General features: G+C 60.6%; 14 protein-coding genes. 5 read left to right on the top strand and 9 right to left on the bottom strand.

The features are described 5' to 3' along the window. Nucleotides 1–111: 111 nt before the first annotated feature. Nucleotides 112–1263, top strand: a complete 1152-nt coding sequence (locus tag O3299_RS16975; RefSeq protein ID WP_071322017.1) for a ribonucleotide-diphosphate reductase subunit beta — start codon at nt 112–114, stop codon at nt 1261–1263. Between the two features lie 835 nt (nt 1264–2098). Here the strand turns inward: O3299_RS16975 and O3299_RS16970 are convergent. Continuing rightward, entirely contained in the window at nt 2099–3085 is a 987-nt protein-coding gene (locus O3299_RS16970) for a hypothetical protein (RefSeq protein WP_305062764.1), read from the bottom strand. A 286-nt stretch (nt 3086–3371) separates the two neighbouring features. On the opposite strand from O3299_RS16970, the gene O3299_RS16965 reads away from it, so the two are divergent. Beyond that, a complete protein-coding gene (locus O3299_RS16965) occupies nt 3372–3905 on the top strand; it encodes a YggT family protein (RefSeq protein ID WP_251350272.1) in 534 nt (177 codons plus the stop codon). A gap of 49 nt (nt 3906–3954) precedes the next feature. On the opposite strand, the gene O3299_RS16960 is transcribed toward O3299_RS16965, so the two are convergent. The 8 genes from O3299_RS16960 to O3299_RS16925 all read right to left on the bottom strand — a co-directional run bounded on the left by O3299_RS16960 (nt 3955) and on the right by O3299_RS16925 (nt 10943). Then, nucleotides 3955–4893, bottom strand: a complete 939-nt coding sequence (locus O3299_RS16960) for a carbohydrate kinase family protein (RefSeq protein ID WP_034746615.1) — start codon at nt 4891–4893, stop codon at nt 3955–3957. An 11-nt stretch (nt 4894–4904) separates the two neighbouring features. Then, nucleotides 4905–6176, bottom strand: a complete 1272-nt coding sequence (locus O3299_RS16955; protein WP_305054014.1) for a DUF3426 domain-containing protein — start codon at nt 6174–6176, stop codon at nt 4905–4907. A gap of 8 nt (nt 6177–6184) precedes the next feature. Further along, a complete protein-coding gene (gene prmA / locus O3299_RS16950) occupies nt 6185–7129 on the bottom strand; it encodes a 50S ribosomal protein L11 methyltransferase (RefSeq protein ID WP_251350274.1) in 945 nt (314 codons plus the stop codon). Then, the gene (gene accC / locus O3299_RS16945; protein ID WP_099666524.1) at nt 7126–8541 is read right to left on the bottom strand and encodes an acetyl-CoA carboxylase biotin carboxylase subunit; all 1416 of its coding nucleotides are present in this window, start codon (nt 8539–8541) and stop codon (nt 7126–7128) included. Before accC ends, prmA begins: the two co-directional genes overlap by 4 nt. A 101-nt stretch (nt 8542–8642) precedes the next feature. Beyond that, complete coding sequence (gene accB, locus O3299_RS16940; protein WP_077408497.1) at nt 8643–9107, bottom strand: acetyl-CoA carboxylase biotin carboxyl carrier protein; 465 nt, start codon at nt 9105–9107, stop codon at nt 8643–8645. A gap of 91 nt (nt 9108–9198) precedes the next feature. Beyond that, the gene (gene aroQ / locus O3299_RS16935) at nt 9199–9636 is read right to left on the bottom strand and encodes a type II 3-dehydroquinate dehydratase (RefSeq protein ID WP_034746628.1); all 438 of its coding nucleotides are present in this window, start codon (nt 9634–9636) and stop codon (nt 9199–9201) included. An 82-nt stretch (nt 9637–9718) separates the two neighbouring features. Then, nucleotides 9719–10285: a TlpA disulfide reductase family protein gene (locus O3299_RS16930; protein ID WP_305062763.1), complete on the bottom strand. Its 567-nt coding sequence runs from the start codon at nt 10283–10285 to the stop codon at nt 9719–9721. A 19-nt stretch (nt 10286–10304) separates the two neighbouring features. Next, entirely contained in the window at nt 10305–10943 is a 639-nt protein-coding gene (locus tag O3299_RS16925) for a hypothetical protein (protein WP_035822115.1), read from the bottom strand. A gap of 115 nt (nt 10944–11058) precedes the next feature. On the opposite strand from O3299_RS16925, the gene mpl reads away from it, so the two are divergent. The 3 genes from mpl to O3299_RS16910 are packed head-to-tail and all read left to right on the top strand — an operon-like array spanning nt 11059 to nt 13639. Beyond that, nucleotides 11059–12447 carry a UDP-N-acetylmuramate:L-alanyl-gamma-D-glutamyl-meso-diaminopimelate ligase gene (mpl, locus tag O3299_RS16920; RefSeq protein WP_305062762.1) on the top strand — a complete coding sequence of 463 codons (1389 nt, stop codon included), beginning with the start codon at nt 11059–11061 and terminating at the stop codon, nt 12445–12447. Continuing rightward, the gene (locus O3299_RS16915) at nt 12444–13028 is read left to right on the top strand and encodes a YqiA/YcfP family alpha/beta fold hydrolase (protein ID WP_305062761.1); all 585 of its coding nucleotides are present in this window, start codon (nt 12444–12446) and stop codon (nt 13026–13028) included. Before mpl ends, O3299_RS16915 begins: the two co-directional genes overlap by 4 nt. Next, entirely contained in the window at nt 13025–13639 is a 615-nt protein-coding gene (locus O3299_RS16910) for a chorismate lyase (protein WP_305062760.1), read from the top strand. Before O3299_RS16915 ends, O3299_RS16910 begins: the two co-directional genes overlap by 4 nt. Nucleotides 13640–13641: the final 2 nt, after the last annotated feature.

Raw genomic sequence — 13641 nt, 5'->3', positions numbered from 1 at the left:
GTTGTCAGCCCGGCACGGTCGGGCTGATTCAATGTTGTCAATGTCCGCATTGTCCGATACAACGGGCCTGTTGCGGATCGCCGGTTCGCCGGCATGGAAAGGAAGAAGAATATGTCGTTGTCATGGGATGATGAAACCACGTCGGCAGCTGCGCCGCGTCCGGCGCAGCAAGCGCCACTGGGTAATACCGAATTGAACCTGCCGGCCGGTGCCGAGCCGTCCGAAGCGAACGCCGAGCAAGTCGCGCGCCGCGTGAATGCCGACGACAAGCGCATCATCAACGGCAAGACGGACGTCAACCAGCTGGTGCCGTTCAAGTACAAGTGGGCGTGGGACAAATACCTGGCCGGCTGCGCCAACCACTGGATGCCGCAGGAAGTGAACATGCAGCGCGATATCGAGCTGTGGAAAAACCCGAACGGCCTGACGGACGACGAGCGCCGCCTGGTCAAGCGCAACCTGGGCTTCTTCGTGACGGCCGACTCGCTGGCCGCCAACAACATCGTGCTGGGTACCTACCGCCACATCACGGCGCCGGAATGCCGCCAGTACCTGCTGCGCCAGGCGTTTGAGGAAGCGATCCACACGCACGCCTACCAGTACATCGTCGAATCCCTGGGCCTGGACGAAGGCGAGATCTTCAACGCCTACAACGAAGTCAAGTCGATCCGCGACAAGGATGAATTCCTGATTCCGTTCATCAACACCCTGACCGACCCGGCGTTTGTCACCGGTACGGTGGAAAATGACCAGAAGCTGCTCAAATCCCTGATCGTGTTTGCCTGCCTGATGGAAGGCCTGTTCTTCTACGTCGGCTTCACGCAGATACTGGCGCTGGGCCGCCAGAACAAGATGATGGGCGCGGCCGAGCAGTACCAGTACATCCTGCGCGACGAATCGATGCACTGCAATTTCGGCATCGACTTGATCAACACGATCAAGATGGAAAACCCGCAGCTGTGGACGGCAGCCTTCCGCGAAGAGATCAAGGACCTGTTCATGAAAGCCGTGGAACTGGAATATGCGTACGCGGAAGACACCATGCCGCGCGGCGTGCTGGGTCTGAACGCGCCGATGTTCAAGGGCTACCTGCGCTTCATCGCCAACCGCCGCGCGCAGCAGATCGGCATCGAGCCGCTGTTCGCCCAGGAAGAAAATCCATTCCCGTGGATGAGCGAAATGATCGACATGAAGAAGGAACGTAACTTCTTCGAAACGCGCGTGACCGAGTACCAAACCGGTGGTGCGCTGAACTGGGAGTAACCCTTTTTCAGTCAACGCCCAAAAGCGCCGTCATTGAGACGGCGCTTTTTTTTCGCCTGCATGGTGGCGGAAAAATGCGTGCCTCATCGCGTCATGCGACGAGGCTTGCGCCAGGATTTTCGGCTGCCGCGAATGGCCGCATCGCGGGCCCCAAAAATCATTTCCGGAGACGCTGGCGGCGGCATTTGCCGCGCGATTGTGCGATAGCACGCGTAACGTGCAAAAAAGCGGGCGAAAACGTGTCGTGCCGGTTGCGCATTGACAAGGTTTTCGTGTACTTTATGAGATTGCAAATGCGAGCGTTAGAATGCGGGGTTTTTTAACCAGCGCGGTAGCGAAAAAACCTCGCAAAACAGGGATACAGATTTACACGGATATGCACAAAACCACACCGTTTTCGTCTGCCGCCGTGCCCGAATTTTTTCAGGCATGGCGGTTTTTTATTTGACGGATGGGTGTTGTGGCGAGCGCGATGCGAGGAGCGAAAAAACGCACGGCATCGAAAACGAATGACCGAATTCAGACTTTGCCACCAGCTGCGAGATAAAGCAGGGTGGCACCGACGATGGCTGAAGTGCTGCAAACGTGAGGAGTTGCAGCAGTTCAGCTGGTGCCGAATTCATTAGCGCAAACGACCGTTTGTGCCGATGAATAATTCGCCTGGCCTATCCCTGTGGTGGGTCGGACGGGTTTAAATCTTGTAGCTTAAATTTCTCATCTCAGATGAAGGAGAGACAAATGGCAACAGCCGCTAAGAAATCAGAAGTAAAGAAACCAGCCGCCAAGGCTGCTCCTGCCGCGAAGAAGCCGGCAGCCGCAGCGAAGACGGTTGCCGCTAAACCAGCTGCCAAAGCCGCAGCAAAACCAGCCGCCAAACCAGTCGCCAAAGCCGCAGCCAAGCCTGCAGCAAAAGTGGCTGCCAAGCCAGTAGCGAAAGCCGCAGCGAAACCAGCGGCCAAGGCAGCAGCAAAACCGGCCGCCAAGCCGGCAGCGAAAGCCGCAGCGAAACCTGCAGCCAAGGCAGCAGCCAAGCCGGTCGCGAAAAAAGCCGCAGCCAAACCGGCCGCCAAGCCAGCAGCAAAAGCCGCAGCAAAACCAGCGGCCAAGGCAGCAGCCAAGCCAGCGGTGAAAAAAGCTGCAGCGAAACCTGTAGCCAAGGCAGCAACCAAGCCAGCAGCGAAAAAAGTCGTCGCCAAGGCAGCAGCCAAGCCGGCCGCCAAAGTAGCAGCGAAACCTGCAGCAAAAGCAGCAGCCAAGCCAGCGGCAAAAGCAGCAGCCAAGCCAGCAGTGAAAAAAGCCGCAGCGAAACCTGCAGCCAAGGCAGCAGCGAAACCGGCCGCCAAGGCGGCAGCCAAGCCAGCAGCGAAAAAAGTCGTCGCCAAGGCAGCAGCCAAGCCGGCCGCCAAAGCCGCAGCCAAGCCAGCGGCCAAAGCAGCAGCCAAGGCCGTAGCGAAGCCAGCAGCAAAAGCTGCAGCCAAGCCAGCGGCCAAGCCAGCGGCCAAGGTAGCGGCGAAGCCAGCAGCGAAAGCGGCAGCCAAACCTGCGGCCAAGGTTGCAGCGAAGCCAGCAGCCAAGGTAGCAGCGAAACCGGCAGCCAAGCCAGCAGCGAAAGTCGCAGCCAAGCCGGCAGCCAAAGCAGCAGCGAAACCTGCCGCCAAGGTCGCAGCAAAACCTGCAGCCAAGCCAGCGGCCAAGGTAGCAGCGAAGCCAGCAGCGAAGCCAGCAGCAAAAGCTGCAGCCAAGCCAGCCGCCAAGCCGGCAGCGAAAGCCGCAGCGAAACCTGCCGCCAAGCCAGCCGCAGCGCCAGTCGTGGCAGCCGCACCAGCCGCAGCGCCGGCCGCAGCTCCAGCGGCACCAGCCGCCGTGGCAGCCAAGCCAGCAGCCAAGAAGGCCGCGCCTAAAAAGGCCGCACCGAAGAAGGCAGCTCCTGTCGCCAAGCCATCGGCGCCTATCGCACCTGTAGCAAAAACCGTGTTGGCACCGGCTGCAGCCTGGCCATTCCCAACCAGCACCCGCCCATCGTAATTTCTGCGATACGGGTGCCTGGATGAGGCAACACGCCGCTGTGTGACTCAATCACACAGCGGTTTTTTTTTGGAGAATTAGTCGTGCTGATCGTTATCCTTACATTGATCGTTGATACCATCGCCACCTTGCTGGGCGGCGTGTTGCTGCTGCGCTTCTGGATGCAGGCGGTGCGCGTGCGGCCGCCCTCGTCGGTGGCGCAATTCACGTTTCAATTGTCCGACTGGCTGGTGCGCCCCCTGCGCCGCGTGGTGCCGGGCGTGGGCGGGTATGACTGGGCCAGCCTGATCGGCGCCTTCCTGATCGTGCTGCTGGCCAGCTCGGTGCTGTTTATTTCCGGCTATCCCGTCGAGGTGGTGCTGCTCAAGTCGCTGCAACGCTTCCTGCAATGGATACTCTACGGTTTCATGGCCTTGCTGATCATCGAAGCCATCTTCAGCTGGGTCAACCCGCATGCGCCGCTGGCGCCGTTCGTACGGGCCCTGAACGAGCCGCTGCTGCGCCCGATCCGCAAGGTCGTGCCGCTGGTGGGCAGCCTGGACCTGTCTTTGCTGGTGGCGTTGATCTTGCTGCAGATTGCGCAAGTGCTGGTGGGGATGATTATTGTATTGAGGTAAAACGAGGAGGTCGGCCTGGCGCTAGTGCACAAGCCGACCGGACTACATATTAATAGCGGTAACCGAACGCCGCTTCGAACTGGTCGGCGATGCTTTCCGGCGTAAATACGTGGTTTTGCGCGCCTTGGGTGGCGATCTTGATGGCGCCCAGCAGGCTGGCCAGGCGGCCGCTGGTTTCCCAGCCCAGGTCGTTGGTGATGCCGAACAGCAAGCCAGCACGGTAGGCGTCGCCGCAACCGGTCGGATCCAGCACTTCCTTGGCGGTCACGACAGGAATGTCGATGCGCTTGCCGTCCGTATAGATTTCCGATCCTTTTTCGCCACGCGTGACGATCAGCGCTTCCAGGCGGCTGGCGATGTCCGGCAGGGTCAGGCCCGTGCGTTCCATCAACATCTCCATTTCATAGTCGTTGGCCGACACATACGTGGCTTTGTTGATGAAGTCGATCAACTGTTCGCCGTTGAAGCGTGGCAACTGCTGGCCTGGGTCGAACATGAAGGGGATGCCCAGCTCGGCCAGGTCGGCGGCGTGCTTGAGCATGCCCTGGTCGCCATCCGGCGAAATGATGGCCACCTTGGCCGGCCCTGCATTGGCGATCGGGTTTTCATGCGCAAACGACATGGCGCCCGGGTGGAAGGCGTTGATCTGGTTATTGTCCGCGTCGGCCGTAACGAAGCATTGCGCGTTGTAGCTGTCGGCCTTGATCAGGATGTTGGCGGTGGAAATGCCCAGCTTTTGCAGGCGCTCCAGGTAGGCGGCGCTATCTTGCCCCATGACGCCGACGATGCGCGGGTCGCCGCCCAGCATTTTCAGGCTGTAGGCGATGTTGCCCGAGCAGCCGCCGAACTCCGTGCGCATGGTGGGCACGAGGAAGGAGACGTTTACCTTGTGCAACTGGTCGGCCAGCAGGGATTCGCCGAAGCGGCCGGGGAATTGCATGATGGTGTCGGTGGCAAGCGAGCCGCAGATCAGCGATGTTTTGGTCATGATAGTGTCTGTTAAGGGTAAAAGATGGCGATATGGTAGCCAGACGCCGTGAGCTGGTCTAATGCAAAGTACAGTTTGATGGCTTGTTCCGAACGCGGCGCAAACCCCGTGCTCACGTCGATCGTGGCCGGCAGGTAGTCGCGCGGCGCGATTACGCGGCGCAAGACCGGTTTGTCGTTGGCGTCGTTGAGGATCAGTTCGATGCTGGGCCAGGCTTGCACGCTGCGGCCCTGGTTGCGCAGCAGCGAGACGTAGGAAAAGGTTTGGTCCTTCAAAGTTTGCAACTCGCCTTGCTCGATGGACAGCGCCTCGATCTGCGCCGGCAAGTCGACTTGGCAGCCACTGAGCTTGCACAGGGCTACCAGGGGCGGTTTCCACTGCGGAAATTGCGCCGCCAGCGGATTGCGGAAAGTGGTCATCACTTGCAGGAATAATAATAGCAGCAGTACCACCGAGCCGAGGGCCATGGCCACGCGCAAGGCCTTGCCGCTCTGTTCGCGGCGCCGGCCCAAGGTCACAAAGGCCGGCTCGTCGTCGGACGGCGGCTGGACGGGTTCTTCCTGCTCTTCGGCGGCATCCGGCGTAATGGGGGGGGCGGGCAGCGGGTTGGCCAGCGTGGGTTCCCGGCGCGCGGGGCTGGTTGCGGCAGGCGCCGCCGGCAGGGGCTTGTCCAGGTTGACTTTTTCGGCGGCAGGCAATGTCGGGGCCACTGGGGCTGCCGCTGCTTCCAGGTTCGGTTCGCGGCGGCTATCGCGCAAATACGTGGCGAAGGCGGGCGCGTCATCGACCTGGCGGCGCTTGAAGGGCGCCATTGGCTGGGGCAACGGTGGTTCGGGCAGTTCTGCCGGTATTTCTACTGGTGTTGCTTCAGGTATATCGAGCGGTGCGGCGGCCGGCACGTGGTCCAGCGCCTCGTCGGGCAGGGCCACGTCGAGGTCCAGTTCGATGTGCTCGCCATCGTCTGCATCGTCCTTGAGCTGCGCCGTTTCCGGCAAGATGCCGAACGGGTCGAACGAGGTATCGAAGTCGAGGGAATAAATGGGTTCGTCGTCCGTGGAGGACGGCAGGCTGTTGTCGATCGGGTAACTGGTCGACAGGGGGGCGGCAGTGCCGGGGCCGGATGTTAAAAACGGCGATGCCGCAGCTGGATCGACTAGCGCGGCATTGCCGTCAAAGACTTCCCTGCACGTGCCGCAGCGCACGATGCCCCCACGTAACTTCAACTGGTCAGCAGCGACCCGAAATATCGTGTTGCAATGGGGGCATTTGGTGGCGAGGGCCATTGCTGTGCTTATGCACCTTCCGCGCGGGGCGCAGGTGCTTGCGTGCTGCCCAGGCGGCCATGCAGGGCCACCCAACCGTCTTGCTCGGCCCATACACCCAGCTGGATGAACGGTGCGTAGGCAGCGGCCACTTCTTCCGCCTGGCGTGCCAGCACGCCGGACAGGATCAGGGCGCCGCCGTCGGCAACGCGGCCCGACAGCATCGGTGCCATCAGTTTCAATGGGCTCGACAGGATGTTGGCGACGACGATGTCAAACTTGGCCGTGGCGTGTGCCGAAGTGGCAAACGTGTCCGGCAAGAAATATTCGATCTCGCACTGGTTACGTTCGGCATTGTCGCGCGCCGATTCGATCGCTTGCGGGTCGATATCGACGCCGGCGACAGTTTCCGCACCGAGTTTCTTGGCCACCATGGCCAGGATGCCGGAACCGCAACCGTAGTCGAGCACGGTCTTGCCGGGAGCAGGGTTCGCTTCCAGCCATTCCATGCACAGGCGCGTGGTCGGGTGACTGCCCGTGCCGAAAGCCAGGCCAGGGTCCAGTTCCAGGATCAGGCCGTCAGGATCCGGTGCCTCGTGCCAGCTGGGCACGACCCAGATATTCTTGCCGATGTGAATCGGTGCGAATTGCGACTGGGTCAGGCGCACCCAGTCCTGCTCTTCCACGGGACGCATGGTAAAGACAGGTACGTCCGTCATGCCGACCGCCTGGGCGGCGGCGGCCACGATGGCGGCCTGGTCGGCGTCGACGTCCGTCAGCGCCACCACGCGGCTGCGTTCCCACGCCGCTTCCTTCGGTTCCATGCCTGGCTCGCCAAACAAGGGCTGCTCGGCATCCGTGCCTTCATCGGCGTCTTCCACCGAGACCGACAGGGCGCCCGCTTCCATCAACGCGTCGGACATGGCCTCGGCGTTGTCACGGGCGATTTCGATGACGATTTCCGTCCAGCTCATGCGCCCGCCTTGATTTCGGATTTCTTGGCGATGCTGGGGCTGCCGCTATTCAGGTTCTTGCCCAGGTCCGGCATGTCGGCCAGTTTCTGTTCCAGATAGTGAATGTTGGTGCCGCCTTCGATGAAGCGCGCGTCGATCATCAGTTCGCGGTGCAGGGCGATATTCGTGTTGATGCCTTCGACCACCATTTCGGACAGGGCGATCTGCATGCGGCGGATCGCTTGCTCGCGCGTGGCGCCGTAAGCGATCACTTTGCCGATCATCGAGTCGTAGTGCGGCGGCACGTAGTAGCCGGCGTAGGCGTGCGAGTCGACGCGGATGCCGGGGCCGCCCGGTGCATGCCACGAGACGATCTTGCCTGGCGATGGCGTGAACTTGAAGGGATCTTCCGCGTTGATGCGGCACTCGATGGCGTGGCCCGACAGCAAGACGTCGCGCTGGCGGAAACGCAGTTTTTCGCCGGCGGCGATGCGGATCTGCTCTTGCACGATGTCGATGCCGGTGATCATCTCGGTGACCGGATGTTCCACTTGCACGCGGGTATTCATTTCAATGAAATAGAACTCGCCGTTTTCGTACAGGAATTCGAACGTGCCGGCGCCGCGGTAGCCGATCTTGCGGCACGCTTCGGCGCAACGGTCGCCAATTTTCTCGATCAGCTTGCGCGGGATGCCCGGCGCCGGTGCTTCTTCGATCACTTTCTGGTGGCGGCGCTGCATGGAGCAGTCGCGCTCGCCCAGCCAGACGGCGTTCTTGTGTTCGTCGGCGAGGATCTGGATTTCCACGTGGCGCGGATTTTCCAGGTACTTCTCCATATATACTTCAGGATTGCCGAAGGCCGTGCCGGCTTCCGTCTTGGTCATCGCCACGGCGTTGATCAGGGCCGCTTCCGTGTGCACCACGCGCATGCCGCGTCCGCCACCGCCGCCGGCGGCCTTGATGATGACCGGGTAGCCGATCTTGCGGGCAATTTGCACGATCGCTTTCGGATCGTCCGGCAACGCGCCTTCCGAGCCGGGGACGCACGGTACGCCAGCCTTGATCATGGTTTGCTTGGCCGACACTTTGTCGCCCATCAAGCGGATCGATTCGGAGCGGGGGCCGATGAAGACGAAGCCCGATTTCTCGACGCGTTCGGCAAAGTCGGCGTTTTCCGACAGGAAGCCATAGCCTGGGTGAATCGCTTGCGCATCCGTCACTTCAGCGGCGCTGATGATGGCGGGCATGTTCAGATAGCTCAGGGACGACTGGGCCGGGCCGATACAAACGGATTCGTCGGCCAGCTTGACGTATTTCGCGTCCTTGTCGGCTTCGGAGTGGACTACAACCGTTTTAATGCCCATTTCGCGGCAGGCGCGCTGAATACGGAGGGCAATTTCACCACGGTTGGCAATCAGGATTTTTTCAAACATGGTAGGTTCGCGTATGTCTGTGAGAGCCGGCGAGCCGGCGAAACAACAAGTGTGAGGGGCTAAAACTGCAAACGGCCGTTGCCGGCCGTGTGGACTGGGTTTTAGCCGATCACAAACAAGGGTTGACCGAATTCGACCGGTTGGCCGTTTTCGACCAGGATCTGGGTCACGACACCGGCTTTATCGGAGTCGATTTCATTCAGGAGCTTCATCGCTTCGATGATGCACAGGGTATCACCTTCCTTGACGGTCGAGCCCACTTCAACATAGGCGGCGCTGCCAGGAGCGGAAGAGCGGTAGAAGGTACCGACCATCGGCGACTTGACCACATAGCCCGTTGGCTCGGCGGCGACCACGACGGCGGCTGCCGCAGCGGGAGCGGCGGCTGGCGCGGCTGGCTGGTATTGGGCTGGCATGCCTTGCGGCTGCATCATGACCATCTGGTTTTGCGGCATGGCCGACGATTTGACGATGCGAACCTTGCTTTCGCCTTCGGTAACTTCCAGCTCTGCGATATCCGATTCGGCGACCAGGTCGATCAAGGTCTTGAGTTTTCGTAGATCCATGTAAAACCCCTAGGAATGTAGTTTGTTTTATGAGTGATGCGGTGATGTCCAAGAACCTATCGCCGCGCTAAATGCGTGCAGATCGCGTAGATTAACGTTTTTTAAGCGCAAAGTCGATGGCAAACCGATATCCATCGATACCCAGGCCGCAGATCGTCCCCTGCGCGATCGCGCTGAGAAATGAGTGATGTCGAAACGTTTCGCGTTGATAAATATTCGAGATATGGACTTCCACGAACGGGATGGCGACCCCGGCCAGCGCATCGCGCAAGGCAACGCTGGTATGGGTCAGGCCGCCCGGATTGATGACGATGGCATCGATCCCTTCCGCTCGCGCGGCATGGATGCGGTCGATCAGCGCGCCTTCATGGTTGCTTTGAAAGCAAACCAGGTCGGCACCGGCCGCCATGGCTTGCGCCATTGCTGCCTGCTCGATATCGGCCAAGGTGCTGGCGCCGTAGACCTCAGGCTCGCGCGTTCCCAGCAAATTCAGGTTGGGACCGTTGAGCAGAAGGAGGTTTTTTGCCATGTATGGAAGACCGTTTTAGCGAAAGTTCCGCATTTTGCCGCCAAAGATACGCATTGGCAAGAGAAAAAAGCACGCTCCGAATTTACAATTTATCCAGATCGGCGCGCAACTGATCAAATTTCAAGCGGCCCAGATAGGTCTTTTTGACTTCGCCATCGGCGCCGATCAGCACCGTAAAGGGCAAACCGCCCGTGGCATTGCCAAAATGACGCGACAGGTCGGTGCCGCTCATGCCGGACACATACACGGGATAGGCGATCTTGACCTTGCTGGCAAAAGTGGCAATATTACTGGCCGAATCGATACCGATGCCGATCACCTGCAGGTTTTTCGCCCCGTAGTGGCCTTGCACTTCGGATAACTCTGGCATTTCTTCCACGCAAGGTGGGCACCACGGCGCCCAGAAATTCACCAGCAGGTTTTTTCCTTTCCATTGCGATAACGCCTGCGTGACGCCCGCCGCGTCCGGCAGGGACAGCGCATACAGTTCGTTGACGGGACCCGTCGCGCCTGGCGCGATGGCGGTCGTCTGCGGTCCCGCTTCTTTCCCCGCTTCTTTCGCTTTTTCCTTGCTCAAACCGACGTAAGCACCCATGCCGCCGAACATCAGCGCCACGATGGCGCAGGCGATCCAATTCTTTTTTGTCATAACTTTATCTATATCAATGTTAGTCGGCAGCCGGTACGCCGTCGGCGAGGCTGGCGGCCAGCAGGCTGCGCAACCCGGCGATGTCGGTGCGCAGCACTTTTCCATCCGCCTTGGCTTTCAGCGCGCCGCGCATATCGTCGAGCTCATACATGGCCGCGTGCACGCCTTCGTTTTTCCACAAGAAACTGGCTGTCTCGACCGCATCATAACGCGCTCCCTTGAAATGCGGGCTTTCCGACATGTCGAGCACGACATTTTTATTCAGCAAGAAGATGTGGATGTCCTTGGCGCTCTCGGCAAACAGCTGCAAATAGATCTCGTCATGGGGGCCGGCCGTGCCATTGAGCACGGGGCCGCTGAGCAGGGGATGAAATTGTTGCAACGCTTCCATCACCTGCAACGCAATCGTGCGCAGCTGGAACAATCGCGCCGGCTGGCTGTCGGCCAGAAACAGGGCATTGTATTGCCGCACCTGTTCCTCGATCATGTCGTTGTCCGGCAGGATATTGGGACGGTTCGGCGCGTCGCCCAGGACTTGCCGCGCCGCCTTGCGCTTGGCGCTGCCATAGTCGGCACCATCCTGCGCCACGAGGCGCGCGGCAGCGGCAGCGATTTCCAGGCGCAACTGCGCGCTATCGTCAAATGCATCGTTCGTCATGAGCGAGATGATACTCCGAAGCGGAAAAAGTCATGGCGTCAGGTAAAATCCTGCACTTGCTGTTTTTTATCTCACCGTCTTACTTACTTAAGCGTGCACCTTTCGCACTGATCACATGCATATTCATATTCTCGGCATTTGCGGTACCTTCATGGGCGGCCTGGCTGTCCTGGCCAAGGAAGCCGGCCATAAAGTCACTGGTTGCGATGCCAACGTGTATCCGCCGATGAGCACCCAGCTGGAATCGCAGGGAATCGAACTGATCCAGGGCTTTGATCCGGAACAAACCAAGCTGAACCCGGATTTGTATGTGATTGGCAATGTGGTCTCGCGCGGCAACCCGCTGGTGGAAGAAATCCTCAACCGCAGCCTGCCGTATGTGTCCGGCCCCCAGTGGATCGGCGAACACATCTTGCGCAACAAGTGGGTGCTGGCCGTGGCCGGCACGCATGGCAAGACGACAACGTCGGCCATGCTGGCCTGGATACTCGAAGACGCGGGCTACGCGCCGGGCTTCCTGATCGGCGGCGTGCCGATGAACTTTGGCATTTCCGCCCGCCTCAGCGGCAAGATCGACGGCAAAAGCGCCGATTCGGACTTCTTCGTCATCGAAGCCGATGAATACGACACGGCTTTCTTCGACAAGCGCAGCAAGTTCGTGCATTACCACGCGAAGACGGCCATCATGAATAACCTGGAATATGATCACGCCGACATCTTCCCCGATCTGCACGCGATCGAGACGCAATTCCACCATCTGGTACGGACCGTGCCCGGCATCGGCCGCCTCGTGTTCAACGGCGACGAAGCGTCGCTGCAGCGCGTGCTGGCGCGCGGTTGCTGGAGCGAAAAAGAAAGTTTCGGCCAAGATGCCAACTGGCAACTGCAAGAGCAGGCCGATGGCAGCTTCGACGTGTACTTCAATGGCCAGCAGGAAGGCCATGTGGCGTGGGCGCTCACGGGCAAGCACAACCGCAGCAATGCGCTGGCGGCCATCGCCGCCGCGCGCCACGTGGGTGTGCCGATTGCCCAGGCGTGCGTCTCGCTGGCCACGTTCGAGAGCGTCAAGCGCCGCATGGAAGTGCGCGGCGAGGTCAACGGCATTACCGTGTACGACGATTTCGCGCATCACCCGACGGCCATTGCCACCACCGTGGGCGGGCTGCGCCAAAAAATGAACCAAACCATCGGCAACATCGGCCGCATCCTGGCCGTGCTGGAGCCGCGTTCGAACACCATGAAGCTGGGCGCCATGAAAGATGCGCTGCCCGGCAGCCTGAAGGATGCCGACCTGGTCTTCGGTTTCGGCAGCCATGCCGCGCTGGGCTGGAGCCTGGGCGACGCGCTGGCGCCGCTGGGCCAGATTGCCAGCGCCTATGAAGACATCGATGCGCTGGTAGCGGCCGTGGCAGCTGCCGCCCGTCCCGGCGACCAGATCGTCGTCATGAGCAACGGCGGCTTTGGCGGCGTGCACCAGAAGTTGCTGGAGGCGCTGGGCCGATGATTCTGTACCTGCATGGATTTCGCTCGTCGCCCCTGTCGATGAAGTCGCGCCTGCTGGCCGCGCAGATGCAGGCGCTGGGCCGCGAAGCAGAATGGCTGTGCCCGCAGTTGCCGGCCTCGCCCAAGCTGGCCATCGAACTGGCCTTGTCGCTGGTCAAGGAGGTGGCGCCGGCCGACCTGACGATTATCGGCTCCTCGCTGGGCGGCTATTACGCCACCTGGCTGGCCGAACAGCTCGGTTGCCGCGCCGTGCTGCTCAATCCGGCGATTGTTCCCCTGATTGACCTGGAACAACATGTGGGCGTGACGACCGAATTCCATTCGGACAAGCCATTCGAGTTCAAGCGCGAATACATCGATGAGCTGCGCACGTTTGCTGTAGAGAAAATTACGCAGCCGCAACGCTATTTCCTGATTGCCGCCACCGGCGATGAAGTACTCGACTACCGCGACATGGTGGCGCATTATCAGGGGGCGCAGCAGTGCGTCATCGATGGCAGCGACCATGGCATCAGCGAATTTGCCGATTACCTGGCGCCCGTGCTGGCCTTTTGCGGCATTGACGCGGACGCGACACGGTGAGGCCGGGTTCGCTGCGCCAGGCGCAATGGCATGCGCACGTGAATGCCGTTAATGCGCCGCCGGCCTTGCGCCACTGGCTGACGGGCGGCGGTTCGCTGACGGCCAAGCTGAAAGCGCATAGCAGCGCGTTCCGCGTGCAATGTTTGCATCAGGAAACATCGCGCTGTTTGACCGACGAGGCCGCCATCATCGGTTTGCACCGTGCGGGCCGGGTGTGGGAACGCGAAGTGCTGTTGCGTTGTGATAACAAACCGGCCGTGTTTGGCCATACCGTCGTGCCCATGCAGGCGACGGCCACGGACTGGCCCTTGTTTTCCGCGCTGGGCGAGCGTTCGCTGGGCACGACCCTGTTTGGCGACCGCATGGTACGGCGCGGTGAACTGGAATTTGCCCGCTTGCGCGCCGGGCACCCGCTGGTGCAGCGGGCGCAGGCGGCGCTGGCAGGGGACGGGCAGCGCGTCGGTGACAAGTCGCTGTTTTTTGCCCGCCGCTGCCTGTACCAGCGTCACCAGGGGTTGCTGCTGGTAACCGAAGTATTTTTGCCGGCGGTGCTGGAGTTGACGTCCGTCACTCGCACCGTTGCAACCGACACATTAATAAACAAAGCATAACA

Origin of the sequence: Janthinobacterium sp. SUN176 (assembly GCF_030587335.1) — a bacterium.
Taxonomy (GTDB): domain Bacteria; phylum Pseudomonadota; class Gammaproteobacteria; order Burkholderiales; family Burkholderiaceae_D; genus Janthinobacterium; species Janthinobacterium kumbetense.
Note: the sequence above shows the minus strand (reverse complement) of the source record. Positions and strands in the feature narration are given on the sequence as shown.